A 24,327-nucleotide genomic window follows, 5' to 3' on the forward strand; every position below is an offset into this window, starting at 1 on the left:
CCGACGCACGGACATCGTGTTTCATCCGTCCGTATCATGATATTCGCCGGCAAGCATGGGAAGAGTGAACCGGAAGCTTGCTCCTCCGGCGGCGTTTCTCGCAACCGATATCTCGCCACCATCCGCCTCGATGATCCTCTTGGATATCGACAGGCCTATTCCCATCCCTCCTGCCTTGGTCGTGACGAAAGGACTGAAGAGTTGCGAGGCGATTTCATCTGAAATTCCCAGTCCCGTATCGTCAATCTGAACGACGATCTCCCCCGCACCGGTGGATACCCTGTAATGCAGGGCGTAGAGCAAAGTCTATGGACACCGCCATGACCGCCAGAGCATAGCCATGCCGGTCGGAAAGCGGATGCTTGATGAACGCATGCAGGGTTCGACCCAAGCACTCCGAAAAATTCGCTCGCAGGCATGAGATGAGCCCGCCTGATTGCCTGTGAAGCGGGTTCAGCTTACCGACTGCGTATCCGACAGGCCCGGACATTTTACGCACGCACCGTAAGCTTTCACCGACGACGGCTGAGGAGGAGAGCGCAGCCGTCGTCGGTACGCTGCCGGCTTACACACCAGCTGCAGCGATGTCCGCGTCCAGACGCTCACGTGCCTTTTTCGGCAGCTTGGCCGCCTTGATCGCATCGAGATTGGCCGGTGTGTCGCCCACGACGATCAGACCGATCATTCCCATGCCGACATGCGGGGAGCATTTAACGGCATAGGCGCCTTCGACATCGAAGGTGACTTTGACACTCTCGTTCATCTTGCCCTTGAAGGGCGTTGCACCATCCGGAATGAGACCATTGATGGTCTCGGCATTATGGGATTTGTCCGTCGGGACGAAGGTCACGGTATCGCCCTTGGCAATCTTCAGCGAGCTCGGCTCGAACACCATCACGCCGTCCTTGCCCTTGTTGAGCATGTGGACCTCAAAATCGGCGGCGGAAGCGAGGGTTCCGCACCCTGCGGCGATGATCGTCGCACCGATCAGAGAAACTAAAATATTCTTCATTGTCTTGCTCCTTTCGAGAGGCCTCGTGCCTCTGTTGGAGCCACTCTATCGCGTAGACGGAAGCGTTCTTTGACGCACCGCAAATTTCATACCGACTCCCTCACGCTATTCTTTGGCGCTTTCTGCCAGTGCGAGCAGACCCTCGGCATCCTTTACCAGAAGCTTCTGGCGTCCGCCTTCGACAAGGCCCTTCGCCTCCCATGCACTCATGATCCGGGATACGGTGTGGAGCGTGGTGCCCGTCATCTCGGCGATATCCTGCCGGGAGATGGGAAAGTCGATTCGCACGGCGCCCCCTTCCTTCCTGCCTGCCTGCTTGACGAGCCTCAGAACTGCATGAGCCACCCGCCGTTCGACCTCCTGGGTGGATATCTCCCGAATGCGGGCATGGGCCTCCTCCAGGCGCTGCCCGATCGTCTGCATCGCAGTGACGGCAAGGCGCGGATTCCGATCGACGAACTGGGGCCATAGCTCCGTGGGCCAGGAAAGCGCAATACTTTCGGCGACGGCGGTCGCAGTACCTGGATAATCGGTGCGCAGAAGCGCTTTGGCAAAGCCGAAAAGGTCGCCGGGATGGACGACGCGAACGATGATCTGCTGGCCGTCCTCGGTGACCTGCGTGACTTTCAGCCGACCGTGCAGAAGAAGATAGAAATGCATCGCAGCCGCTCCCTGTTCGAAGACGGCTTCACCGGCGGGCACCCTGCGGGGGACCGCATGAGCCAGAAGGGCTTCCGTGTCGGCATCCTCCATCTTCTCGAATAGGGGGAAGGTTCGGACGAGGCTTTTGTCGATCTTCAACGGCGTGCGCTCCTGTAGCGGACCCTTGTCTCCGACATTTGCTCAGGAGCCGCGGCATCTGGATGCAGATATCGGAATCGGACCACTCGTTTCGGAGCGACCTTAGCACAACCCAGGGCGAGATCGAAGGCACGGCATTGCCGCGCATGCGCATTCAGGCGATCCAACCTGTATCGCGCAGCTTCCGCAGCAAAGGCGCATACCACCGAGTCGATTTGACAAGACGGAAGCCGAGATTGTCGGGCGGAGTTCCGACCGAGCATCCCCCGCCTTTCGGATCGCGGATGAAGGAACTCACCGGTGAACGATGGCCGGCGACCGTGACATACACGCCGCATATCGCCTCCGAGGCGCGGACCGACCCGTTTTTGTAGAGATGCACTCGTCGGTGGCAGGTGGATGTCCACTCCCAAACATTCCCGCCGAAATCGGCCAGACCGAATTCGTTTTCCCCGAAACTGCCGATCGGACGCGGCACGGGATCGCGCTTGGATCTTTCCCGCGCCTCGCGTTCGTAGTCGGCGAGCCAGCGGATCGCGGGATTCTTGTTGTCGGGATCCAGCCCCAGTGCATCATCGGGAAAGCGCTTGCCGGCGGCCTGCGCAAGCTGCTCATCGGTGGGAAGTGTCCAATAATCGCCGGTCTTGTCGGATAACCAGCGGGCATAGGCCACTGCATCGTCGAAGCTGACGCCGGTCACGGGGATCTCGACACCGGTGGCCGGCGGCGCATCGGCTGGTGCACAGCCGCCATCGAGCACGCAGGCGGCATATTGCGATGCTGTGACCTGATATTTCGTGATGGTGAGGTTATCAGCGGCAACCACGGCCTTCATCGGCGCATCGACCGGCGCCGTACCCTTCACGAATTCGCCGTCGCTTCTGTATTTATAGGCGCGCGGCGGCACGACAACCGTTTGCGGCTCAAAGTCCGCGCTCGTTGGGGGAGATGGTTCAAAGAACCCCGCCTGCTGGAAGATACCCACGGACAAAGCGGCGATCAGCGTGATCGGAAGCGCGGTACGGAAGAGCGAGTTTCTTGGCTTTTGGTTCGTGCATGACATGTTCGCCTCCTCGGGCGAAACTGTCGCTTCCCGAGGAAGCGCGTCTGTTCGAGAGACATGCGGGGCAGGCATCACCCTGCCCCGCATGTCGAAATCAGCTTCCGGTCGGAGCGACGACCGAAGTCATCAGATCGTCGTTCCAGTCGCCGGTGACCTTGAAGTGTGCCGCCGCGCCCAGCTCGAAGGCCTCGATCAGGTTATGGTTGACATAGGCATAGATGCCGGGCTGTTCGAAGGTGTAGAACGCCGCACCGGCCGTGCCGCCCGGAATGAACCAGGTTTCCTGATCCCGATCGGGGATATTGTTGAACTTGCCGGTTGCCCAGACATAGTCGCCGTGTCCGCCGATGAGGTGCGGGCGGGTATCGCGATTGGCCTGCGAATGGACGATCAGCACTTTTTCCCCGACCGCAGCGGTCAGAGCATTTTCACCGGTCAGGGCGCCGACCGCACCGTTGAAGACGATATGGGTCGGCGTGAGGCTCCGCATGACCTTGAGCGTATCCTCAAAGGCTTCGCCGGCGCTGTCGTATTTCTTGAAGTTACCGGCTTCGTCGCGCGGGACGTAGAAGTCCTGTTCGCCGACGTAGTAGACCTTGTCGTAGACAAGCTCCTTGCCGTGGCCGTCGGTCAGGCCCTCGCGGGGCAGGACCATGATCGCGCCGTTCATGCCCGATGTGACATGCCACGGCACCATTCCGGGAGGTGCGCAATGGTAGACGAAGACGCCGGCCTTGGTCGCCTTGAAACGCAGGACTGCCTTTTCACCGGGGTTGACGATGGTCAGCGCGCCGCCGCCCAGGGCACCCGTCGCCGAATGGAAGTCGATGTTGTGTTGCAGTTCGTTCGTTTCAGGATTGATCAGCGTCAGCTCGACATAGTCGCCCTGATGCACCACCATCAACGGCCCCGGAACCGATCCGTCGAAGGTCATGGCATTGATCTCCGTGCCTTCCTTGTCGATCAGCATCTTCTTCTCCTGGATCGTCAGGGTGAATTCGACGATCTTCGGCGGGCCATCTGCCTTCTGGGTGTGGGCGTGCACAAACGGCGGCTTGACGAGATCGACCTTCACCCGGCGCAGCGCCGAAAGGTCGGTCGGGTTCATCTTGGCCGGCGGGGTCTCATCCGCATTCGCGAAAGAAGCCTGTACGATCGGAGTCATGGCCCCGACGAAGGCGGCCCCTGCCAAAATCGAGCGTCTGGTCATCTGCAATTTGTCAGTCATGGTGCCTCTCCTTTGAAGCAAAGGACGGGGTTGATCGCCGTCCTGTTGAAAGAGAGGCTAAGATGGGTCCTGCGTATCTTCTTTGATGTGCAACAAACTTTCCCTTGTTTGCTTGCGTCTTCGCAAAGACCGGAAAACAAAGGTGGGAGATAGATCAGGCATCGATTGAAGGAATTTCGCCATGACTGATCTTTCCTCCCAGCAAGCTCGCCGCGGAGGTATCCCGCGCGGCCTGTCGCCGACCGCCCCCGTGATCTTCTCCTATGGCTTCAGGCCGTTCTTCCTCTCGGCGGCGCTCTGGGCGGTCGCAGCGATGTTCTTATGGATAGCAAGCCTGGGTGGGGTGATCGAGGTGGCGTCGGCCTATGGCACTGTCCATTGGCACGCGCATGAGATGCTGTTCGGCTATGCAAGCGCCGTGCTTGCCGGTTTCCTGTTGACGGCGGTTCCCAACTGGACCGGCAGGCTGCCCGTCTCCGGCTGGCCGCTTGTCTTTCTCTTTCTCGTTTGGGTCGTCGGCAGGTTGGGCTTCCTGCTCGCCGACACCGTTGGCGTTATGGCAGCCATCCTGGCCGATGGTGCCTTCCTGCCTCTCCTCCTCTTCATCTGCGTGCGTGAAGTTGTCGCCGGGAAGAAATGGAAGGATCTGAAGGTTATCGGTGGTTTGCTGGCACTCTCCACTGCAAACATCCTGTTCCATCTCGACGCAGCGGCCGGACAGCACCCTTCCGTCGGAATCAAGCTTGCACTATCGGCCTATGTCTCGATGATCCTCGTCGTGGGCGGGCGAATCATCCCCAGTTTCACCCGCAACTGGATCAACAAGACGGGCCGGACGGATTTTCCCGTCGCCTACAATCACTTCGATACCGCTGCAATCTTGTGCGGAGTGACTGCCCTGGCGAGTTGGGTGGTTCTGGGCGATGGTCCGGTTGTCGCAGCAGCCGCAGGGCTTGCCGCTGTGATGCATGCGGCAAGGCTTGGACGCTGGCGGGGCTGGACGACGACCGCGGAAATGCTGGTGGCGATCCTTCACATCGCCTATCTCTTCGTGCCGCTGGGGTTCGCCGCCATCGCGATCGCCGCCCTCGGTCTCTTCGACGAGACTTCCGCAATTCACGTGCTGAGCGTCGGAACCGTGGCAACCATGATGCTGGCCGTCATGACCAGGGCGAGCCGGGGCCATACCGGGCGGGTATTGACGGCCTCGCGGACGACCATCGCATCCTACGGAGCAATCGTGCTAAGCGCGCTTTTGAGACCGAGTGCTGCGTTTTTCCCGGAACACCTGAGCACGGTCTACGCACTGGCCGGCCTGGCCTGGTTGATCTCGTTCGGCCTGTTCGTTCTTGAATACGCGCCGATGCTGGCCCGGGTCCGCCGGAAACCGTTATAGGCCGCCACATTCATCACCTCTCCACCTGTCCATCTTCTCATCCGATCGGTTGGTGTATGCTCCTGTTGCGCTCACATCGCGCATAAGGTAGCGGTTGGAAACTCCAAGCTGGAAGGTGAAGACGTGGGAATTCGTACGTGGCTAGGCCTGAAGAAGCGCGCTCATATTGAGCGCCCTCATTTCTGGAATGAGCACAGTTTCTCCCAGATACAGCAAGATCGTTGGGTGATTGACGAACTCAAAGGTAAGCGCAACGGATTTTTCGTCGAGATCGGCGCTTATGATGGCCAGCACTTCAGCAACACATTTATGCTGGAAGGAGAATATGGTTGGAGCGGTATTTTGGCTGAGCCGAACCCGCTGCTCAGCCACTCTATTCGAGAAATCAGATCGAATCCGCTTTGTACGTCTCCTGTTGATGCTATCACCGGGCGCAGCGTAAAGATGCGGTTTGTGGCGGCCGCACCGGCGCTGTCGTGCATGGCTGAACTCGCCGATAAGGACCTGCACGCCGAGGCGCGAAGCAAGGAAAGCGTGGAGATCGTGCAAACTACGATCAGCCTCAATGATCTGCTTGATACTTACAATGCGCCAAAAATGATCGACTTCATCAGCATCGACACCGAAGGAAACGAGCCGGATATTTTATCGACCTTCGATTTCAACCGGTATGAGGTCAGTTTATTTTGCATCGAACATAATAATACAGATTCCAACATAAAGCTTGACGAAATCATGTTACCCAGGGGGTATGAGCGCGTCTATCGCGAATGGTCGCGATTTGACGCCTGGTATAGGAAACGCTAATTGAGGTTTCGACATATCACGCTTTCGATGATCCCGCCTTGAAGGCTGAAGATTAGGCTCGAGCTGTCAAAATCTCCTACTATATTATATCGATGTCAGCGGAGATATTGAGCACTGCCGCAATCATCATACGGTCTGGAAACCAACACGATCGTATGCGGCTCCCCCAGCGCTCGCTGACAGGTAATCCTCAACAAAAAGCCGCGGCATAAACTCGACGAAAAGGTCGGCTGCAGGCGGCATAAAAAGCCGCTGAAGACAAGGCATTCAATTTTTTTTGAGAAGAATCAATAGACGGCGGTGCAAACAGCCTGACGAAAAAATCACGTCTACTACGAACTGGAAATGGTGGGCCCGGAGGGACTCGAACCCCCAACCAAGCGGTTATGAGCCGCCGGCTCTAACCATTGAGCTACAGGCCCGCCGTAAGGCAAAGGTAAGGCGCAATGGCTCGCCTCTCCTCAGGGGTCGCTCTACCGCAAATCATCAACGGCCACAAGTCGTTGCCGCAATAGCTTCACAATCAACCGGCACGTAGACCTGCCGAGGCGCGAATGTGCAGAATCGATTCCGGTTCGACAAGGCGCGCTAAAGGTAGGATATCATCGTAGCAGGCTCGCGGACTGACATCCCTTGCCGCTCAAACAGATCGGGGAGAATACCATGCGCCTTGCGCTTTCGTCGTCGCGTCTCGTCCTGGCAACCCTTTTGGCAGGCGCAGTTACCGCTGCAGCCGGCCAGGCGTCGGCACAGGAGTTCCGCCCCCGCGACCCGGTCATCAGCATCTCGGGCGAAGGCGAAGCTTCGATCGCGCCTGACATGGCGGTCTTGACACTTTCCGTCGTGCGCAACGGGCAAACGGCCGAAGCCGCACTTTCGGCCAACAGCGCGGCCATGAAAGAAGTCCTCACTGCAATCAAGGCCGATGGCGTCGCCGATCGCGATATCCAGACGAGCAACTTTTCAATCTACCCCCAATACCGCCATTCCGAGCCGAAGAACGGCGTCGTTGATCCACCGGAGGTCGTCGGCTACGAGGTCGCCAACACGCTGACGCTGAAGGTCCGCGACCTCGATAAGCTTGGCGCCCTCATCGACCGCTCCGTCAAGCTCGGCGTCAATCAGGGCGGCCAGATCGTCTTTACGAACGACGACCCTGAAGAGGCCATGACCGAAGCACGCAAGGCAGCCGTCGCAAAGGCGCTCGCCAAGGCGAGGACGCTGACGGAAGCAGCAGGCGTCAAGCTTGGACGTGTCCTGGAAATCAGCGAGAATGCTGCCCGCCCGATGCCGCAGCCGATGATGCGTATGGCGATGGCGAAGGACATGGCAGCCGAAGCCGTACCGGTCGCAGCTGGCGAAAACACCTACACCGTCACCGTCAACGTCACCTTCGCCCTCGAGCAGTGAGATCAAAAACGGACGCCCCCGCCGGTCGATAAGACCGGCGGAGGCGCTTTCCTCCGTCAACGGGCGATGGAGACGGAAGGATCCGTTACCCTTCCTAACGGCGGATCAGGGGGCAGCCACGCACGTTGGCGAAAACCACGCGATCCGGGCCGCGTCGTCCGAAACCGACGACGGAGACGGTGCGGCGCGAGACGTCGACGACACGGGTGCGGCGCAGTCCCATGCGATCGGCCTTCCGTTCGGCAAGCCAGGGTGCGCAGCCACGCGGCCGGTGGTCCGGCCGCCAATGACGATCGCGGTCGCGATCATGATACTGCACGTGGATGCCGAATTCCGGGCCGCCGGCAGCGGCAGTCGATGCGGTTGCGGAAAGGCCAGTGAGCGCGACGAGAGCGGCTATACCGGCTTTGACGATCATGCTGGTCATGGGTGTTTCTCTCCGAAATCCGGGCGGTAGCCCCTGGCCCGAGGTTGTTTCTCTCGCCGTTGCGGGCGATGGGCGTAACCCTAGATCCTCGCACCTGAACGAGGTCCGAATCCGGCATTCAGACATCATTCATCTGCTTTTCATGCGGAGAGATGCAGTACCACCTGGCGGGTATGCGGATAGTCTCGATGCTCGAAGAGATAGATGCCCTGCCATGTACCGAGCATCAGCCGCCCGTCATGAACGGGAATGCCGAGCGAAACGGCAGTGAGCGCCGCCTTGATATGCGCGGGCATGTCGTCCGGGCCTTCGGTCGTGTGCTTCACCCAGCGCATTTCGGGATCGTTCGCCGGTGGCACGAGGCGCGAGAAAAATGCCTTGAGATCGCGGCGCACGTCCGGATCGGCATTTCCTGGATGATCAGGGAGCAGGACGTGTGGCGCACGAAGACCGTCAGCAGCCCCTCGCCCACCCCCTGGCCGCGCACGAAATCCTGTACCGGCTGGGTGAATTCATAGAGCCCCTGGCCCCTCGTGGAAATCGAGATCACGGTTTGGGGCATGGAGCTTCCTTTCATCAGGTACCGGCGGATGCCGGCACCTTTAGCACCAAGCTGGGCTAGATCGACAGAAAGCTCTGGAAACCGCCGTAAATCATCCGTTTGCCGTCGAAGACTTCTTTCCAGTCGTCTCCGGCAAGCCGCGGATCGGCCATCACCTTCTTGTTGATCTCGTCACGACGGGCGCGGCTTTCGTACGTGATCCAGGAAAAGATGACGATCTCGTCCTCCTTCGCCTGCACCGCGCGCGGAAATGACGTGAGTTCGCCATAAGGCACGTCATCGCCCACGCATTCCACATAGGTCAGCGCGCCATGTTCCTTCCAGACGTCGCCGGCAACGCGCGCTATCTTCTTGTATCGTTCCAGATTGGCCTTGGGTACGGCAACAATGAATCCATCGACATAGGGCATAGTCGTCCTCCTTTAGAGCTGAACAATCCAAGGACGGTCGAACAACGGCAAATCCGACATGGCACCGAGATTTTTCTCTGGTGCCCTCTCCGCTTCAGAACTTTCCGGGTTCAGGAGACGAAAGTTCCTCGATCGAATCCACGCGATCCGGGTAGAAAGCGACGTGCTCCTTGATCCCTGCCACCGCCTCATAGGGGTTCTCGTAAGACCAGACGGCATTTTTCGATCGCTCGCCGCCAAGCGGGATGCTGAAATAGGAAGCCTCGCCCTTATAGGGGCAATAGCTCTCGTGGTCCGTCCACTGAAGAAGCGACATGTCGACATCCTTGCGGGGAATGTAGTGCACCGCCGGATAGGATGCCTCCTGCAATGTCAGCGAGTTGACGCTGTCGGCGATCACCTTGCCGCCGAGCGTCACTCTCACCCGGGCCGGATTGTGCTTGACGGTGATTGGATGATCAGGCCCCGGAATCTTCTGCGCTCTTGTGTTCATGGCTTCGCCCTTTCGGCTTGGTCTTACAAGACCGGGATATAGGGCGCAGAGGGTCGTCACCAAGCGGCCACGGCGGAACAGTGCCGTCGCCGGTAGCAGACAATCGCCTGCCTAGAATGCCGTGATCACGCTGATTCCGGGCGTTTCGGATGTGTCGAGCGTCATCAGCGCCGGCACGGCGGCTTCCAGGCTGATCCGCCTGGCGATGAGCTGCTGAGGCTTCATCTTGCCCGTCGTCAGCATGGCGAGCATGGCGTCGTAACGCCAAGCCTGCATGCCGTGGCTGCCGTAGATCTGCAGTTCGTGGCCGATCACCTGCGCCATCGGAATTTTTGGTGTGGCATGTTCGCCGAGCATCAGGCCTATCTGCACATGGCGGCCGCGCCGGCGCAGGTTCTTGATCGAATTGAAGCAGGTGACCGGATGACCAAGCGCGTCGATCGAAACGTGCGCGCCGCCCTTGGTGATCTCGCGCACAGCCTCGACCACATCCGCCACCGAACCCGCGTTGATCGTCGCCACCGCGCCGCATTGACGGGCAAGCGCCAGCTTGTCCTCGGCAAGGTCGATACCGATCGCATTCGCCCCGAGTGCCGTGGCGATCATGATCGCCGACAGCCCTACCCCGCCACAGCCATGCACGGCCACCCAGTCGCCCGGTCCGGTGCGGGCCTGGTCGGCAACCGCGCGGAAAGAGGTCGCAAACCGGCAGCCGAGGCTTGCCGCCGTCGCATCGTCGATCTCGTCCGGCAGATGCACGAGGTTCGTGTCGGCATAATCGATCGCCACGTATTCCGCGAACGAGCCCCAGTGGGTGAACCCCGGCTGGAACTGGTTGGGGCAGACCTGCTGGTTGCCGGAATGGCATTCGGCGCAGTGGCCGCAGCCGGAAACGAAAGGCACCGTCACCCGGTCGCCGACCTTGAAGCGCATCACACCCTTGCCCGTCGCGACGATCTTGCCGGCAAGCTCGTGACCCGGCACATGCGGCAGGCGGATATCCGGGTCGTGGCCCATCCAGCCATGCCAGTCGCTGCGGCAGAGCCCGGTCGCGCCGACCTTGATCACCACGCCGCCGAACGTCGGCTCAGGATCCGGAAGATTGCGGATTTCCGGCGCCTTTTCAAAGGCATCGTAGAACATGGCTTTCATGATGGCATTCCTTGTTTTGGTGGCGGCAACATAACCCGCTTCGCCGCGTGATCAACCGGGTGTTCGCCCCGACGGCTGATGCACCCTGATGACCTGAAGAAAAGCATCACCGTAGCGTTCCAGCTTGGACTGCCCGACGCCGGAAATGCCAAGCAATGCATCGCGGCTCTTCGGGCGTTCGGTCGCGAACGCGACCAGGGTCGTGTCCGGAAAGACGACATAGGGCGGCACCGACAGTTCCCTGGCGATCGCGGTGCGGGCGGCACGGAGAGCCTCGAAGAGTTCCAAATCGTGGCCTTGCAGCTGCAACTTGGCATTCGCCGAACTGGGCGAAGCGCTTCTCGCTGCCTTGCCCGTTGTCGGACGATCCTTGCGGAAGCGCACCTCGCGCTCTCGCTTGAATACGGCCCGGGCCTCCGGCTCCAACCTCAGCGCGCCGAAGGCGTTGTGATCGACGCTGACGAAGCCCGCAGCAAGAAGCTGGCGGTAGACCGATTGCCAGGTCTTCGAAGGGATATCCTTGCCGACACCGAAAACCGGCATGTCCACATGGCCGAAACGGGTGGTCTTTTCGTTGACGGTTCCGATGAGCACATCGATGAGGTGGCCGGTTCCGAAGCGCTCCCCGGTTCGATAGACCGCAGCCAGCGCCTTGATCGCGGCCTCCGTACCGTCCCAGGTTTCGACCGGCTTGAGGCATGTATCGCAATTGCCGCATCCGCCTTGATGCATCTCGCCGAAATGCGCCAGGATCGCCTGCCGGCGGCAGCCCGGCGTCTCGCATATCGCAAGAAGCGCATTGAGCTTGGCACGCTCGACGCGCTTGATGTCGTCACCCGACGTGCCCTCGTCGATCATCCGCCGGCGCTGGATGACGTCCGCCATGCCATAGGCCATCCAGACCTCGGACGGAAGGCCGTCGCGGCCGGCGCGCCCGGTTTCCTGATAATAGGCCTCGACCGAACCCGGCAGGTCGAGATGCGCCACATATCGCACGTTCGGTTTGTCGATCCCCATGCCGAAGGCGACGGTCGCGACAAGGCAGAGGTTCTCATCCTTCAGAAATGCATCCTGATGAGCGTCGCGGACCTGCCGCTCCATTCCGGCATGATAGGAAAGTGCACGAATGCCCTGCCCGTTCAGCCATTCGGCCGTATCCTCGACCTTGGCGCGCGAGAGGCAATAGACGATACCGCTCGAACCCTTGTGGCGCGACAGGAAGCGCAAGAGCTGCTGGCGCGGCTGGTCTCGTTCGACGATCTCATAGGAAATGTTCGGGCGGTCGAACGAGGTCGTGAAGACTTCCGCCGAACGGAGTGCAAGCTTGTCGACGATATCGTCGCGAGTATGCGGATCGGCGGTCGCCGTCAGCGCGATGCGCGGCACGTCTGGATACTGCTCGGCGAGCCGGCCGAGTTCGCGATATTCCGGCCGGAAATCATGCCCCCACTGGGAGACACAATGCGCCTCGTCGATTGCGAACAGCGCGATCCGAACATTGCCGATCATTTCCCGGAAGCCGGGTGTGACGACACGCTCGGGCGTCACATAGAGAAGCTTCAGATCGCCGGCGGCAATCGCCCGGCGGACATCGACAAACTCTTCGCGCGTCAACGACGAATTGAGCGCTGCGGCACGTATGCCGAGCTGCTTCAGCGCCTCCACCTGGTCCCGCATCAGCGCGATCAGCGGTGAAATCACGATGCCGACGCCGTCCCGGCAGAGCGCGGGGATCTGAAAGCATAGCGACTTGCCCGCCCCGGTCGGAAAAAGCACGACTGCATCGCCGCCCGACACGACCCGATCGACGACGGCGGCCTGTTTGCCGCGGAAAGCGGAATAACCATAGACATGCTTCAGGACGGCAAGCGGGTTCCCCGCACCGTCGCGATCGAACAGGAGATCGGTCGTATTTTCTGTTTGCTGCATGGAATCGCTTTTACATGAATGCCGGCACTATGACACCGGCGACGCGCCGGCAGCGAGTGCCACGCGCCAATCAGAATTCCGGAAAGCCCCGCTTGCGCCACTCGCTTTGCGGCACCGGTGCGCCGACATCGAATGCGAAGGAGACAACCTTGGTCGCATCTTCATCGATTTCGCAACGGAAACTGAGATTGTACCACTGCGCGTTTGCCCGGAAAGCACCGCTCCTGACCTCCAGGACGTTTCCCTGCGGCAGACGGTAGACCTGTACGATTTCGGGCCGATATCGCGGAGAGGCATGGCGCAACTGTTCCTGCATTTCCGTCGCGCAAAGCTGGCCGGCCCGCACGCCGCGCGGCACATTGCCCATCGCCGTCGTGGCCACGGGGTCGTTCGTCTCTCTTTGCGAGAACAGCGTCTTCGCCTCCGTCAGTTCGGTGGGCTTTTCCGCCGGTGGCGTTTTAGCCGCCTCACTTTTGGGCTGAGCTGCGGGAGGGGGAGCGACGATATCCGCTTTGGTCGCGTCCGGGGAAGTCTCCGAAGACGGGCCGTTTTGTCGCCGCTCGGCGGCCGCAATATCGACCTCAGGCACCGCGATATCGTCAGGCACTGGGTTTGCCGGAGGCTCTTCGGCAACGACCGGCTCCTCCTCCAAAGGTTTCGGCGGCTCGGCGGTCTCGGTATCCGGTGGGGTTTCGGCCGGCGGCATCTCCGCCTCCTCGGAGGCATTTCCGGCTTCGGATTTCTTCGGCCCGCTATCCTTTTCGCCAAACTCGAAGACCGGACGCAGGACCGGGATAGGCTGTCCCCCGGCCTGCTCATTCGCAGGAGGCTGCTCGTCCGGTTTGGCCTCCTGCTGTTGCGGCGGCTCGGAAGGAGGCGGCGGCGGGGGCGGCTCTTCTTGTTTGGTCTCTTCCTGTTTCGGCGGCTCAGGTGGAGGTGGCGGCTCCTCCTGCTTGGCCTCCTCCTGCTTCGGCGGTTCGGGCGGCGGGGGGGCCTCTTCCTTCTTCACCTCTTCCGGCTTCGGTTCTTCCGGAACGGGTTGCTCCTCCGCCTTCTGTTCAGGCTCTTCCGGTGGAGGAACGATCTCGACGTTCACGCTCTCCTCTTCCTGCGGCTCCGAAAAATCGAGCGGCAGGTGAAAGAACAGCACGGCCGCGAAAACGGCATGCAGAAGGATGGAGGCCGGAATGCCCCATCCCATATTGCCGCGCCGCTTCCTGAGTTCGTCCGTCATGGAACCCGATGTAAGATGGAAAGTCGACAGGATCGAGTCCCGACCCATCAAAACAGAACAAATTCCATGTTGTCCGCAGCCTGTGGACAGTCCGTCGAGAGATCAGTCGCATCCCGCATGGCATACGGAGGTCTTTTCAATGAGGCCTCCGTATTGGCATCCAGACGACCTCCCGGACATCGAACCTTCACCACGCCTTAGCTGAGGCCGGCGATCAGCTCGCGATACGCATTCTCGGGAAACGCCTTCATGGTGCGCGTCCTGACATTTCCACCCATCCCGAGGGCCAGAATGAAATGGGCCAGGACCGCATCGTCGGGCGCCTCGCACACTGCAACCATGTCGTATTCGCCCATGGTCAGATAGAAATCCTTGAAAGAACCTCCCATTGCTTCCAGCGCTTTCCTGGCGGCATCCAGCCGTTTGGGTGACTCGCGCACGTTCTTGATGCCCTGCTCGGTCCAATTCAGCATCACGATGTAGGTCATTGCAGTTCTCCCATGCGGCACCTCCTCGCGGGGCGCCGCCCCAGTTCCGCATCTGTGAGGATGGTACTCCTCCAGGGAGAGGCGCGCAAACCGGATCGGGTAGGAGGGGCCTTACGGCATCCCTCCTCCCACACCACCGTGCGTACGGTTCCGTACACGGCGGTTCATGAAGCGTGGTTTAGGCGGTGCAGTTCCCGTTGTAAAGAAATCAGCCCGAGTTGGTCGAAGAGGGCCTTACGGAAGGCATCGTTCATGTGGCTGGCCCCGGCATTCCACCAAGGACCGTGACCATTACTGGTCGAGTCACGTGCCCGTTGCTCCGTCAGGCCGCGCTGCACCAACCGCATGCACCGAGTACGTGGCCGTTTCCATTGCCGCCATAGGATACAGCGCAACCTGCGCCGCAACCAACCATCAAGCTCCTCCAGGATCCCCTTGCCTTCGGTCAGCCGGAAATAGGCCATCCAGCCGCGCAGGATCGGGGTGAGGTCTTTGACGGTGGCGCCGAGGGCGCGACCGCGCCCGGCACGAAAGGCAGCCTTCAGCTTCCCCCTGAACCGCGCCACGCTGGACGCCGCGATCCGTAGACGCGGCGCCCTGTGGAAGGTCATGGTGTAGCCAAGGAACGTGCGCTTCCACGGTCGGTCCACGGCGCTTTTGGCACCGTTGACCGTGAGCTTCAGCCGTTCGGCAAGGAAGCGGGTGAGCGAGGCCATAACCCGCTCGCCGGCACGCTGCGACTGCACATAGACGTTACAGTCGTCGGCGTAGCGGCAGAAGGCATGGCCGCGTCGCTCCAGTTCCTTGTCGAGGTCATCGAGCAGAATGTTCGACATCAGCGGCGAAAGCGGACCGCCTTGCGGGGTCCCTTCGCTGCGTACCGTTTCGATCCCACCCGTCATCAACCCAGCCTGCAGGTAGCGGCGGACCAGTCGCAGCACCCGCTTGTCGGTGACCTTGCGTGCCACGCGTGCCATCAGAGCATCGTGGTTTACTCGGTCGAAGAACTTCTCCAGATCAAGATCGACCACAAAACGGCGACCACCGGCCACATGTGACCGGGCGGCGAGCACCGCGTCGTGAGCGCTCCGCCCCGGCCGGAAGCCGTAGGAGGAGGCCGAGAAGTCCGGGTCGAAGATCGGCATCAGCACCTGATGCATCGCCTGCTGGAGCAGCCTATCGAGGCAGGTCGGAATGCCTAGTTGACGCATTCCTTTGCCGCCGGGCTTGGGGATTTCCACCCCGCGCACCGGCGCCGGCCTGTAACAGTCCGCCAGCAAGTCTTCCCTGATACGCGGCCAATGCTCCGCAAGGTATGGCTTCAGTTGTTCGACAGACATCTTATCGATGCCCGGCGCACCCTTGTTCGCCACCACCCGACGGTAAGCCGCCATCATGTTCTCGCGGCTGAGGATCGTCTCCATCAGTCGCTCATTCGCCTCCGGTCGAGAGGCTAACAGTCCTGCCGTGGTGTCGGATGCACCCAATGCCTGCCCTCGCGGCTTCCGGCCGCTACTCTCAGCTTGGGCACAGGGCATCTCAGCCCCAACTTCTGCACCTGTTCTCACCATCGAAAGACCGATCTCCGTCCCGCACTCCATGTTCAGCCCTTCGCCGCTTGGTCCGGCTACTACGGCTTCTGCTGTCCCCTGCCGCCCCATCCCGACGCCTCTCGACGCCGGTAGCCCACCTGTTTCCAGGGGCAGATCGACAGGTCTCCCAGGGTAAGACGCGTGACCTTCATGCCATATACCTGTCGCATCTACGGCCGCATCCTCCGGGTGATATCGGGCTTCGGGTCTGTTGGCTCCCTCGCCCGGATGCGGACGCCTCATATGCGCTTCCTGTTCGTCAGGCCGGCATTTTGCTTGCAGCTTCCTTCAGACCCTACCTCGCGGCAACGCCCTTGCTGTTCAGCTAACAGTTCCCATCACCAGGGCCTGCAGAGGACTTGCACCTCAAAGTCATCGGCCGGATACCAGCCCGGCCAAACGGTGCTCTCGCACCACGCGCCATGCCTGGCGCACCAACGAAAAACCCGGCCTGCCTTCGCAAACCGGGTTTCCAATCTTCGTCTCGTAAAGCCCGCTCAGCTATCGAGGAAGCTGCGGAGCTTTCTAGAGCGGCTCGGATGCTTGAGCTTCCTGAGCGCCTTCGCCTCGATCTGACGGATACGTTCGCGGGTGACCGAGAACTGCTGACCGACCTCTTCGAGCGTGTGGTCCGTATTCATGCCGATGCCAAAGCGCATGCGCAACACGCGCTCTTCACGCGGGGTGAGCGAGGCGAGAACGCGGGTCGTCGTCTCGCGCAGGTTCGCCTGGATCGCCGCATCAATCGGCAGAAGCGCATTCTTGTCCTCGATGAAGTCGCCGAGGTGGCTATCCTCCTCGTCACCCACCGGGGTTTCGAGCGAGATCGGTTCCTTGGCGATCTTCAGGACCTTGCGGACCTTTTCGAGCGGCATGGCGAGCTTTTCGGCCAGTTCTTCCGGCGTCGGCTCGCGGCCGATCTCGTGCAGCATCTGGCGCGAGGTGCGGACGATCTTGTTGATCGTCTCGATCATGTGCACCGGAATGCGGATCGTGCGGGCCTGGTCGGCGATCGAACGGGTGATCGCCTGCCGGATCCACCAGGTGGCATAGGTTGAGAACTTGTAGCCGCGGCGGTACTCGAACTTGTCGACCGCCTTCATTAGGCCGATATTGCCTTCCTGGATGAGGTCGAGGAACTGCAGACCGCGGTTCGTGTATTTCTTGGCGATGGAGATGACGAGACGCAGGTTCGCTTCGACCATCTCCTTCTTGGCGATGCGCGCTTCGCGCTCGCCCTTCTGCACCATGTGCACGATGCGGCGGAATTCCGAGATCGAGATGCCGGTTTCGGTTGCCAGATTCTGGATCTCCTGGCGGATGTCGCGGATCGTCGTGTTCTCCGCGCGCGCGAATTCCTTCCAGCCACGAGCCGCCAGATTGGCGATCGACTTCATCCAGTTGGGATCGAGCTCGGCCCCCTGGTACTGTTCCAGGAAAGAGTCGCGCTTGACGCCATAGGATTCGGCAAGACGCAGCAGGCGGCCTTCGTTCTGCACAAGGCGCTTGTTGATGTCGTAGAGCTGCTCGACGAGGGCGTCGATGCGGTTCTGGTTGAGCGACAACGACTTGACCGCCGTGATCAGTTCGTCCTTGAGCTCCTTGTAGCGGCGCTCCTGAGCGGATGACAGCGTACCGGTAGCGGCAAGCCGCTGCTCGACCTGCTGGTCCTGCAGCTTGCGCAGCTTCTTGTAGGTGTCGGCGATCAGGTCGAGGGTTTCCATGACCTGCGGACGCAGTTCCGCTTCCATCGCGGCAAGCGACAGGTTGGACTCGTCGTCGTCCTCTTCCTCTTCCTCGAGGGCCATGCCTTCACCGCCGACGGCGGTGATGTCGTCGTCATTGGCGGCGGAGAAGCGAGCCTTGCGGCTCTTTTCCTTCTCTTCTGCGGCCTTCCGGTCGGCCTCGATCTTCTCCGGGCTCTGGAACTGCGGCGCAGCCTTCGCCTCGGGACCGGAATAGGTCGTTTCGAGGTCGATGATTTCGCGCAGCAGCGTCGTGCCCTCATTGAGCTCGTCGCGCCAGATGATCAACGCCTGGAAGGTCAGCGGGCTCTCGCAGAGACCGGCGATCATCGTCTCGCGACCGGCTTCGATACGCTTGGCGATCGCAATTTCGCCTTCGCGCGACAGAAGCTCCACCGACCCCATTTCGCGCAGGTACATGCGCACCGGATCGTCGGTACGGTCGGTCGGTTCCTTCTTCTTGGCGGTCGCAAGCGCGGTACTGGAGGTGGTGGCGAGTTCGCCGCCTTCGCTCTCCTCGCCGTCGCTGTCGCCTTCGTCGTCGTCACCAGCGGCGGCGTCTTCCGCCTCCTCGTCCTCGACGACGTTGATGCCCATGTCGGAGAGCATCGACATCGTATCCTCGATCTGCTCGGAGGTGACTTCCTCCGAAGGCAGGACCGAATTCAACTCGTCCATGGTGACATAGCCGCGCTTCTTGGCGGCTTTGATCATCTTTTTGACCGCGTCGTCAGAAAGGTCGAGAAGCGGACCATCTTGCGTACCTTCGCGTTCGTTATCTGCTTCTTCGGTTTCTTTGACTTTTGTTGCCATGTATTTCGTCGCTTTCCCTGAACGCCACTTTTGCCGCGCTTCGTGGCCATCGGCTCAAGACGGAATTGACCGCCTTCACCGCGAATCACTGTTCAACACGTAACGGAATGACCTTTAATTCCCGATTACCATTCGGCGGTCGCTTTTGACGCAGGACCGTCCTGTCAGAAGATCACCGGTCATGTTCGGTGCTATTGACCCACTCCGCCTGTTCTGCCTTGAAATGGTGATTCCCACAAATTAACGTTCCGTCAAGCCTTTCCAGAGCCCATGCCCAGGAAAAGTGGAAAAACCCGCCCAAGACAGGCCTAATAGGGGGACGCTCACCAGATTTACCCGATATGTAGGCGGCACGCCCTCAAAGACAAGGGTTTGCACTTGCACAAAGGACGCAGCCTCAGTCCCGCCGCATCACTTAATGGGAAGCGCCGTCATACTGAGTTATCGTGAGTGCCCTGAGATCGATCTCCGGCATGCATCTTAAATTGATTGCCGTCATTTCTGTTCCATCCGGCATAGTCGCCTCGCTGAAAGGTGCAATGCCGCAATTGGCACAGAAATAATGGGCAATCACATGCTTGTTGAACTGATAGGTCGAAAGGTTTTCGCGAGCTGTCGTCAATTCGAACTGGCTTCGCGGCACGAAAGCCAGCAGCGAGCCCTTGCGGCGACAGAGGGAACAGTTGCATTCCAATGCCTTGTCGAACTCGCCCTCCGCCTCGAAAGCAATTTCGCCGCAATGGCAGCTCCCCGAAATATGCATCGCCATCCATCTCCTCCTCATTTGCGCCGGCGTAGATTAGAGCGCCCAGATCGTTCGGCAAGAGCGTAGCCTCACGGTGTCAAGGCTAGCCGTGGCTGACGGCGGCCCCCTTCACGCGGCCGGATAGCACGCCGAAACCATCGATGATCGCTTCCTGGTTTTCCATACGCAGGATTTCGAGCTGCACTTCCGAAAGCGCCCTGAGCAGCGGCTCGATCTCGCCGGCATCACCCGCCTCCGTCGCCTCGGCAATTTCGCGCTCGAGTTCGATCTTCTGGAGCCGCAGCGCCTTGGTGCGCTTGTGGAGAGACAGCGCTTGGCGATAGCCTTCGCGAGCGTCCTCCATTGCCGCCTGCTCGGTTGCAGTCCAGAGCCGCGCATTGCGAATCTGCTGGTCGAGAGACCTCAACAGACCGTCGAAACCCTCGGCGGAAAGCCGCTTTACCAGGTATTCGCGCGAAAGATTGGCGCCGGCGGTCGCCGCTGCCGGCAGCATGGCAGACCAGAAGCGCTGCAGATCACGGTTCTCGAAATCGATAGCGGCGATCTCGTCATATTCTTCCAGGAGAAGCTGCGGATGGTTGACGATGGTGAGCGCCAGCACGCTTTCCCGAAGCGCCGACAGATCGCCATAGCCGCGGACGAGGCCGGAACGGGCAAGCCGGTCGGAGATGCCGACGCCCCTCCCGGCGGCGCGCGGCCCTTGCGGCGTGCCTCCCTGCCCCATCCTGCCACCGCCGCCGCGCTGAAAACCCTGACGCCGATCGTTGCCGCCCCGCGGTGCCGGCGCGAAGAAGCTGTTGAGACGGTCGCGGATATCCTGCTGATAATAGCGGCGCACATTCTCATCGGCGATGACAGAGATGATCTGCTTCAGCCGCGCCTCAAGCTCGGCACGCTTTTCCGGTGTGTCGAAATTCGCGGAAGCCGCCTCGCGCTGCCAGATCACGTCCACCAGCGGCTTGGCTTCCGACAGCACCTTGTCGAAAGGCGCGCGGCCCTCATGCTTGACGAGATCATCCGGATCCTTGCCATCCGGCAGGAGTGCGAAGCGCACCGAACGCCCCGGCTTCAGCAAAGGCAGTGCCAGATCGGCAGCCCGGCTTGCGGCGCGCAACCCGGCGCCGTCACCGTCGAAGCAGAGGATCGGTTGCGGCGACATCTTCCAAAGAAGGTCGAGCTGGTTTTCCGTGAGAGCCGTGCCGAGCGGCGCCACGGCATTGTCGATGCCCGCCTGGCTGAGCGCGATGACGTCCATATAGCCCTCGACGGCGATGATCGTGCCGGCCTCGCTTTTGCCGGCACCCGCTTGAGCTGCCCGCCGGGCGCGGGCGAAATTGTAGAGCACCTGCCCCTTGTGAAAGAGCTCGGTTTCCGGCGAGTTCATGTATTTGGCCGGCGCATCCGGTGACATGGCACGACCGCCGAAAGCGATCACCTTTTCCCGCGAAGACAGGATGGGGAACATGATGCGGTCTCGGAAATAGTCGTAGGAAACCGGAATGTCGTCGCCATGCCGCACCAGCCCGCAAGCCTCGATCTGTTCCTTCGGCACACCCTTGCCGGCCAGGGACTCCTTGAGTGCATTGCGGCTTTCCGAAGCGTAGCCGAGCCTGAAGGTCTCGATGGTGCGGCCCGTCAACCCGCGGTCGCGCAAATAGGCGCGCGCCTTGGCACCGCCGGCACTCTGGAGCTGGTCCTGAAAGAAGCGCGCCGCCATCTCCATGACATCAAGCAGCGACATGCGCTCCTTCTCGCGCTTCTCGGCTTGAGGGTCCGGCTGCGGCAGGGCAATGCCTGCGAGGTCGGCAATCTGCTGCACCGCCTCGGGAAAGCTCAGGCCTTCGAGATCGGTCAGGAAACGGAAATGATCACCTGAAACACCGCAGCCGAAGCAGTGATAGCGGCCCTTGCGGTCCTCGCAATGAAAGCTCGGGCTCTTCTCTCCGTGGAAGGGGCAGCAGGCCCAGTAGTCGCCGCGCGAGACATTGGTCTTCCTGCGATCCCACGTCACCCGGCGGCCGATCACGGCCGATATCGGCACACGGTCGCGGATTTCATCGAGGAAACTGTTGGAAAAGCGCATATTCACCTCTGGGCTAGCTTCCATATAAGCAGAGCGGCACCGCAACACCACTGCCAAGCAAAATACTGCCCGCTATTCACAGGCTTGACTACCCGCACCCATGTATATACATTTGCCCATACACGTGGCGCATTACGTGCCTGAAGGCAACTGAAGTCTTTGGGGTACGCCATGAATCATGAGCAAGGAGCGCTCTCCGTCTTCGAATGGAACGAAGACAAGCGGAGAACCAATCTTGAAAAAACATCAGATTGATTTCGAAGATGTGGTATTCGCCCTCCAAGAGCTCCGTCTTGAATTGCGCTCGGATCGAAACGGAGAAGTCCGCATCCTTGCAATTTGTCCCAATACAGAGCGCCTCATAGCAGTCGTTTATACGATGAGAGGTGAAAAATGCCGGATCATCTCAGCACGAGCGGCCAGACAGAATGAGCAAAGACTCTATTACCACCGTTACCCCCGATGAACTTCGCTTGAAGCGTGCGCGAGGCGAAAAAGGCCAGACCGATTGGGCGCGCGTCCAGGCCATGACCGACGAAGATATCGATCATGCAACTGCGGGCGATCCCGATTGGGCGGAGTTCCAGGATATCGACTGGTCCAAGGCCGTTCTCGTCGTGCCGAAACCCAAGAGGTCCATTTCCATTCGTGTGGATGACGAGATCATCGATTTCTTCAAATCCACTGGCAAGGGATACCAGACCCGCATCAATGCCGTTCTGCGGCATTACGTGCGCCAGCAAAAGCGCCATAAGAAATAGAACCGCCCCGCCCCGCTGCCACCAAGTCCATGGCCGCGGGCAAGAGGTACAGACCAGCAAAAAACGGGATTCCGATTATCGGAATCCCGCCTTTGAACTCCATTCAAGATTCAAGCCGCGAACCTACTTCAAAAGCTCCTTCACCACGCCGGAGGCCTTGGCGAAATCCATCTGGCCCGGATATTTTTCCTTCAACGCGGCCATCACCTTGCCCATGTCGCGGAGGCCCTGGGCTCCCATTTCGGCGATCGTCGCCTGAACGAGCTCGCCAACCTTTGCATCCGAAAGCTGCTCAGGCATAAAGCCCTTGATGATGTCGATTTCCTCGCGCTCCTGGGCGGCGAGTTCGGCGCGGCCGGCATCCTCATAGATCTTGGCCGATTCCTCGCGCTGCTTCACCATTTTCTGCAGTATTTGCAGGATGTCGTCATCACTCACCGGATCCTTGCCGAGGCCGCGGTTCGCGATATCGCGGTCCTTGATCGCGGTCTGGATGAGACGCACCGTCGAAACGCGACGGTTGTCCTTGGCCTTCATGGCAGTCTTGAGCGCTTCAGAAAGCTTGTCGCGCATCATCGTCTTTTTCTCCTTGGGAAAAGCTTGCGCAGGCACCGGGAATTGTGGCTTTTCCTTGTCATTCCGTTGCAGTCATAGACGACCGGTTCGGATCGATCAAATCAATTCACCCGAGCCCCTAAATTCCGGAGGTTTCAATCCCCATGGATTTCTTGGCGGGCGAGATTGACCACCCCGCCTGCTTTGTCTATTTTCCGGCACCTGCACGAGATTTAAATGTCAGGGCTTGCGCCGGGATACCCCCGCGCGCCCTTTTCTGCGACTATAAATGGCCCTCACAGCCTGTCTCTTCAAGGGACGGGGCGGTGAGGCAGAAGGATGATCATGACCGCGACCGCTCCAGCCACCGCCCCTTGGACCACGAAGAAACCCACCGCCGTGCTCGTTCTTGCCGATGGCACGGTGATCGAAGGAACGGGGATAGGCGCGACCGGCAAAGTCACGGCAGAAGTCGTCTTCAACACCGCCCTGACGGGGTACGAGGAAATCCTCACGGATCCGTCCTATCTCGGCCAGATCGTCACCTTCACTTTCCCGCATATCGGCAATGTCGGCACCAATGAAGAGGACATCGAGGACCTGACACCCGCCGCGCGGCGCGGCGCAGTCGGCGTCATCTTCAAGGCCGACATCACGGAACCCTCCAACTACCGTGCCGCCAAGCATCTCGATGCCTGGCTGAAGGCACGCGGCGTCATCGGCCTGTCCGGCATAGACACCCGCGCACTCACGGCCTGGATCCGGCAGAACGGCGCACCAAATGCCATCATCGCCCATGACCCGAACGGCGTCTTCGACATCGAAACACTGAAGGCCGAGGCCAAGGCCTGGAGCGGCCTCGAAGGTCTCGACCTCGCCAAGGAAGCGACCTCCGGGCAATCTTCTCAGTGGGTGCAGACGCCCTGGGTCTGGAACGAAGGCTACGGAGAACTCTCGCCGGAAGACGCAGAATACCACATCGTCTGCATCGACTACGGCGTGAAGCGCAACATCCTGCGCCTCTTCTCAGGCCTCGACTGCAAGGTGACCATCGTACCGGCCCAGACATCCGCCGAAGATATCCTCGCGTTGAAGCCTGACGGCATCTTCCTGTCGAATGGTCCCGGCGATCCGGCCGCAACCGGCGAATATGCCGTGCCGGTCATCCGTGACATCCTCAAGACGGACATCCCGACCTTCGGCATCTGCCTCGGTCACCAGATGCTCGGCCTTGCGCTTGGTGCCAAGACCGAAAAAATGCATCAGGGCCATCACGGCGCCAACCATCCGGTCAAAGACCACACGACCGGCAAGGTCGAGATCGTATCCATGAATCATGGCTTTGCAGTCGACTCGAAGTCCCTACCGGAAAGCGTTGAAGAAACGCATGTTTCTCTCTTCGACGGCACGAATTGCGGGCTGCGCGTTGCCGGCAAGCCGGTCTTCTCCGTGCAGCATCACCCGGAAGCCTCCCCCGGGCCCCAGGACAGCCACTATCTCTTCCGCCGTTTCGTCAACCTGGTGCGCGAGAAGAAGGGTGAGCCGGCGCTCGCTGAACGTTGACTTTCGCGGGCATTTGAAAAATCACGCAAGGCCTATT

Annotated in this window: 23 protein-coding genes, 1 tRNA gene and 2 pseudogenes; 6 read left to right on the plus strand and 20 right to left on the minus strand. The window is 60.3% G+C overall.

The genetic code is table 11. The features are described from left to right. Positions 1 to 21 precede the first annotated feature (21 nt). The 5 genes and pseudogenes from QEO92_RS12105 to nirK all read right to left on the minus strand — a co-directional run. Positions 22 to 264 (minus strand): annotated as a pseudogene (locus QEO92_RS12105) (ATP-binding protein); the annotation flags it as partial. A gap of 301 nt (positions 265 to 565) precedes the next feature. Beyond that, positions 566 to 1,012, minus strand: a complete 447-nt coding sequence (locus tag QEO92_RS12110; protein WP_037147823.1) for a pseudoazurin — start codon at positions 1,010 to 1,012, stop codon at positions 566 to 568. 105 nt (positions 1,013 to 1,117) lie between these two features. Beyond that, entirely contained in the window at positions 1,118 to 1,813 is a 696-nt protein-coding gene (locus QEO92_RS12115) for a Crp/Fnr family transcriptional regulator (RefSeq protein WP_037147826.1), read from the minus strand. 154 nt (positions 1,814 to 1,967) lie between these two features. Continuing rightward, positions 1,968 to 2,876 (minus strand): SUMF1/EgtB/PvdO family nonheme iron enzyme, encoded by a 909-nt coding sequence (locus QEO92_RS12120; RefSeq protein ID WP_227703194.1) that lies wholly within the window; start codon positions 2,874 to 2,876, stop codon positions 1,968 to 1,970. Positions 2,877 to 2,970: 94 nt separating this feature from the next. Continuing rightward, positions 2,971 to 4,104: a copper-containing nitrite reductase gene (nirK, locus tag QEO92_RS12125; protein ID WP_227703195.1), complete on the minus strand. Its 1,134-nt coding sequence runs from the start codon at positions 4,102 to 4,104 to the stop codon at positions 2,971 to 2,973. Positions 4,105 to 4,285: 181 nt separating this feature from the next. Between nirK and QEO92_RS12130 the strand changes: the two genes are divergently transcribed. Both QEO92_RS12130 and QEO92_RS12135 read left to right on the plus strand, forming a co-directional pair. Then, positions 4,286 to 5,500: an NnrS family protein gene (locus tag QEO92_RS12130; protein WP_227703196.1), complete on the plus strand. Its 1,215-nt coding sequence runs from the start codon at positions 4,286 to 4,288 to the stop codon at positions 5,498 to 5,500. A gap of 123 nt (positions 5,501 to 5,623) precedes the next feature. Beyond that, positions 5,624 to 6,307, plus strand: a complete 684-nt coding sequence (locus tag QEO92_RS12135) for an FkbM family methyltransferase (protein WP_227703197.1) — start codon at positions 5,624 to 5,626, stop codon at positions 6,305 to 6,307. A gap of 346 nt (positions 6,308 to 6,653) precedes the next feature. On the opposite strand, the gene QEO92_RS12140 is transcribed toward QEO92_RS12135, so the two are convergent. Next, positions 6,654 to 6,729, minus strand: a tRNA-Ile gene (locus QEO92_RS12140). A 241-nt stretch (positions 6,730 to 6,970) separates the two neighbouring features. On the opposite strand from QEO92_RS12140, the gene QEO92_RS12145 reads away from it, so the two are divergent. Further along, positions 6,971 to 7,717, plus strand: a complete 747-nt coding sequence (locus QEO92_RS12145) for an SIMPL domain-containing protein (protein WP_227703198.1) — start codon at positions 6,971 to 6,973, stop codon at positions 7,715 to 7,717. Positions 7,718 to 7,811: 94 nt separating this feature from the next. Here QEO92_RS12145 and QEO92_RS12150 read toward each other — a convergent pair whose 3' ends face one another. From QEO92_RS12150 to dnaG, 13 genes and pseudogenes are all read right to left on the minus strand, one after another. Further along, positions 7,812 to 8,144 (minus strand): hypothetical protein, encoded by a 333-nt coding sequence (locus tag QEO92_RS12150; RefSeq protein WP_037147908.1) that lies wholly within the window; start codon positions 8,142 to 8,144, stop codon positions 7,812 to 7,814. Positions 8,145 to 8,284: 140 nt separating this feature from the next. After that, positions 8,285 to 8,706 (minus strand): annotated as a pseudogene (locus tag QEO92_RS12155) (secondary thiamine-phosphate synthase enzyme YjbQ). A gap of 56 nt (positions 8,707 to 8,762) precedes the next feature. Continuing rightward, the gene (locus tag QEO92_RS12160; protein WP_227703199.1) at positions 8,763 to 9,116 is read right to left on the minus strand and encodes a DUF1428 domain-containing protein; all 354 of its coding nucleotides are present in this window, start codon (positions 9,114 to 9,116) and stop codon (positions 8,763 to 8,765) included. Positions 9,117 to 9,210: 94 nt separating this feature from the next. Beyond that, the gene (locus tag QEO92_RS12165; RefSeq protein ID WP_227703200.1) at positions 9,211 to 9,609 is read right to left on the minus strand and encodes a DUF427 domain-containing protein; all 399 of its coding nucleotides are present in this window, start codon (positions 9,607 to 9,609) and stop codon (positions 9,211 to 9,213) included. Positions 9,610 to 9,720: 111 nt separating this feature from the next. After that, complete coding sequence (locus tag QEO92_RS12170) at positions 9,721 to 10,761, minus strand: zinc-dependent alcohol dehydrogenase family protein (RefSeq protein ID WP_227703201.1); 1,041 nt, start codon at positions 10,759 to 10,761, stop codon at positions 9,721 to 9,723. 51 nt (positions 10,762 to 10,812) lie between these two features. Next, positions 10,813 to 12,690 (minus strand): DNA helicase RecQ, encoded by a 1,878-nt coding sequence (gene recQ, locus QEO92_RS12175; RefSeq protein WP_227703202.1) that lies wholly within the window; start codon positions 12,688 to 12,690, stop codon positions 10,813 to 10,815. Between the two features lie 70 nt (positions 12,691 to 12,760). Then, on the minus strand, positions 12,761 to 13,924 hold the full coding sequence (locus tag QEO92_RS12180; protein ID WP_227703203.1) for a DUF930 domain-containing protein: 1,164 nt from the start codon (positions 13,922 to 13,924) through the stop codon (positions 12,761 to 12,763). A gap of 197 nt (positions 13,925 to 14,121) precedes the next feature. Next, positions 14,122 to 14,412 carry a GYD domain-containing protein gene (locus tag QEO92_RS12185; RefSeq protein ID WP_227703204.1) on the minus strand — a complete coding sequence of 97 codons (291 nt, stop codon included), beginning with the start codon at positions 14,410 to 14,412 and terminating at the stop codon, positions 14,122 to 14,124. Positions 14,413 to 14,576: 164 nt separating this feature from the next. Then, positions 14,577 to 15,836, minus strand: coding sequence for a group II intron reverse transcriptase/maturase (gene ltrA, locus QEO92_RS12190; protein ID WP_227702662.1), 1,260 nt, complete (start codon positions 15,834 to 15,836; stop codon positions 14,577 to 14,579). Between the two features lie 206 nt (positions 15,837 to 16,042). Further along, a complete protein-coding gene (locus QEO92_RS12195) occupies positions 16,043 to 16,174 on the minus strand; it encodes a hypothetical protein (RefSeq protein WP_265105677.1) in 132 nt (43 codons plus the stop codon). A 327-nt stretch (positions 16,175 to 16,501) separates the two neighbouring features. Beyond that, the gene (rpoD, locus tag QEO92_RS12200; RefSeq protein ID WP_210052929.1) at positions 16,502 to 18,562 is read right to left on the minus strand and encodes an RNA polymerase sigma factor RpoD; all 2,061 of its coding nucleotides are present in this window, start codon (positions 18,560 to 18,562) and stop codon (positions 16,502 to 16,504) included. Positions 18,563 to 18,977: 415 nt separating this feature from the next. After that, positions 18,978 to 19,325, minus strand: coding sequence for a GFA family protein (locus QEO92_RS12205; RefSeq protein WP_227705152.1), 348 nt, complete (start codon positions 19,323 to 19,325; stop codon positions 18,978 to 18,980). Between the two features lie 85 nt (positions 19,326 to 19,410). Continuing rightward, positions 19,411 to 21,411 carry a DNA primase gene (dnaG, locus tag QEO92_RS12210; RefSeq protein ID WP_227703205.1) on the minus strand — a complete coding sequence of 667 codons (2,001 nt, stop codon included), beginning with the start codon at positions 21,409 to 21,411 and terminating at the stop codon, positions 19,411 to 19,413. Between the two features lie 178 nt (positions 21,412 to 21,589). Here dnaG and QEO92_RS12215 point away from each other — a divergent pair, with 178 nt between their 5' ends. Next, positions 21,590 to 21,877 carry a BrnT family toxin gene (locus tag QEO92_RS12215; protein ID WP_227703206.1) on the plus strand — a complete coding sequence of 96 codons (288 nt, stop codon included), beginning with the start codon at positions 21,590 to 21,592 and terminating at the stop codon, positions 21,875 to 21,877. Beyond that, positions 21,840 to 22,172 (plus strand): BrnA antitoxin family protein, encoded by a 333-nt coding sequence (locus QEO92_RS12220; RefSeq protein ID WP_227703207.1) that lies wholly within the window; start codon positions 21,840 to 21,842, stop codon positions 22,170 to 22,172. Before QEO92_RS12215 ends, QEO92_RS12220 begins: the two co-directional genes overlap by 38 nt. 123 nt (positions 22,173 to 22,295) lie before the next feature. On the opposite strand, the gene QEO92_RS12225 is transcribed toward QEO92_RS12220, so the two are convergent. Further along, positions 22,296 to 22,748 (minus strand): GatB/YqeY domain-containing protein, encoded by a 453-nt coding sequence (locus QEO92_RS12225; RefSeq protein WP_037147931.1) that lies wholly within the window; start codon positions 22,746 to 22,748, stop codon positions 22,296 to 22,298. 324 nt (positions 22,749 to 23,072) lie between these two features. Here QEO92_RS12225 and carA point away from each other — a divergent pair, with 324 nt between their 5' ends. Further along, positions 23,073 to 24,290: a glutamine-hydrolyzing carbamoyl-phosphate synthase small subunit gene (gene carA, locus QEO92_RS12230; RefSeq protein WP_407721231.1), complete on the plus strand. Its 1,218-nt coding sequence runs from the start codon at positions 23,073 to 23,075 to the stop codon at positions 24,288 to 24,290. Positions 24,291 to 24,327: the final 37 nt, after the last annotated feature.

The organism is Neorhizobium petrolearium, from assembly GCF_029854435.1.
Taxonomy (GTDB): domain Bacteria; phylum Pseudomonadota; class Alphaproteobacteria; order Rhizobiales; family Rhizobiaceae; genus Neorhizobium; species Neorhizobium petrolearium.

What these genes read in the sequence shown, in the direction of transcription:
- carA (WP_407721231.1), top strand. Translation starts at nt 23,073, where the DNA reads ATGACCGCGACCGCTCCAGCCACCGCCCCTTGGACCACGAAGAAACCC.
- QEO92_RS12215 (WP_227703206.1), top strand. Translation starts at nt 21,590, where the DNA reads ATGAGCAAGGAGCGCTCTCCGTCTTCGAATGGAACGAAGACAAGCGGA.
- QEO92_RS12130 (WP_227703196.1), top strand. Translation starts at nt 4,286, where the DNA reads ATGACTGATCTTTCCTCCCAGCAAGCTCGCCGCGGAGGTATCCCGCGC.
- QEO92_RS12120 (WP_227703194.1), bottom strand. Translation starts at nt 2,876, where the DNA reads ATGTCATGCACGAACCAAAAGCCAAGAAACTCGCTCTTCCGTACCGCG.
- QEO92_RS12205 (WP_227705152.1), bottom strand. Translation starts at nt 19,325, where the DNA reads ATGCATATTTCGGGGAGCTGCCATTGCGGCGAAATTGCTTTCGAGGCG.
- recQ (WP_227703202.1), bottom strand. Translation starts at nt 12,690, where the DNA reads ATGCAGCAAACAGAAAATACGACCGATCTCCTGTTCGATCGCGACGGT.
- QEO92_RS12185 (WP_227703204.1), bottom strand. Translation starts at nt 14,412, where the DNA reads ATGACCTACATCGTGATGCTGAATTGGACCGAGCAGGGCATCAAGAAC.
- QEO92_RS12145 (WP_227703198.1), top strand. Translation starts at nt 6,971, where the DNA reads ATGCGCCTTGCGCTTTCGTCGTCGCGTCTCGTCCTGGCAACCCTTTTG.
- QEO92_RS12150 (WP_037147908.1), bottom strand. Translation starts at nt 8,144, where the DNA reads ATGACCAGCATGATCGTCAAAGCCGGTATAGCCGCTCTCGTCGCGCTC.
- QEO92_RS12180 (WP_227703203.1), bottom strand. Translation starts at nt 13,924, where the DNA reads ATGACGGACGAACTCAGGAAGCGGCGCGGCAATATGGGATGGGGCATT.
- QEO92_RS12195 (WP_265105677.1), bottom strand. Translation starts at nt 16,174, where the DNA reads ATGCGACAGGTATATGGCATGAAGGTCACGCGTCTTACCCTGGGAGAC.
- QEO92_RS12220 (WP_227703207.1), top strand. Translation starts at nt 21,840, where the DNA reads ATGAGCAAAGACTCTATTACCACCGTTACCCCCGATGAACTTCGCTTG.
- QEO92_RS12170 (WP_227703201.1), bottom strand. Translation starts at nt 10,761, where the DNA reads ATGAAAGCCATGTTCTACGATGCCTTTGAAAAGGCGCCGGAAATCCGC.
- rpoD (WP_210052929.1), bottom strand. Translation starts at nt 18,562, where the DNA reads ATGGCAACAAAAGTCAAAGAAACCGAAGAAGCAGATAACGAACGCGAA.
- QEO92_RS12165 (WP_227703200.1), bottom strand. Translation starts at nt 9,609, where the DNA reads ATGAACACAAGAGCGCAGAAGATTCCGGGGCCTGATCATCCAATCACC.
- QEO92_RS12110 (WP_037147823.1), bottom strand. Translation starts at nt 1,012, where the DNA reads ATGAAGAATATTTTAGTTTCTCTGATCGGTGCGACGATCATCGCCGCA.
- nirK (WP_227703195.1), bottom strand. Translation starts at nt 4,104, where the DNA reads ATGACTGACAAATTGCAGATGACCAGACGCTCGATTTTGGCAGGGGCC.
- QEO92_RS12160 (WP_227703199.1), bottom strand. Translation starts at nt 9,116, where the DNA reads ATGCCCTATGTCGATGGATTCATTGTTGCCGTACCCAAGGCCAATCTG.
- QEO92_RS12225 (WP_037147931.1), bottom strand. Translation starts at nt 22,748, where the DNA reads ATGATGCGCGACAAGCTTTCTGAAGCGCTCAAGACTGCCATGAAGGCC.
- dnaG (WP_227703205.1), bottom strand. Translation starts at nt 21,411, where the DNA reads ATGCGCTTTTCCAACAGTTTCCTCGATGAAATCCGCGACCGTGTGCCG.
- ltrA (WP_227702662.1), bottom strand. Translation starts at nt 15,836, where the DNA reads ATGGAGACGATCCTCAGCCGCGAGAACATGATGGCGGCTTACCGTCGG.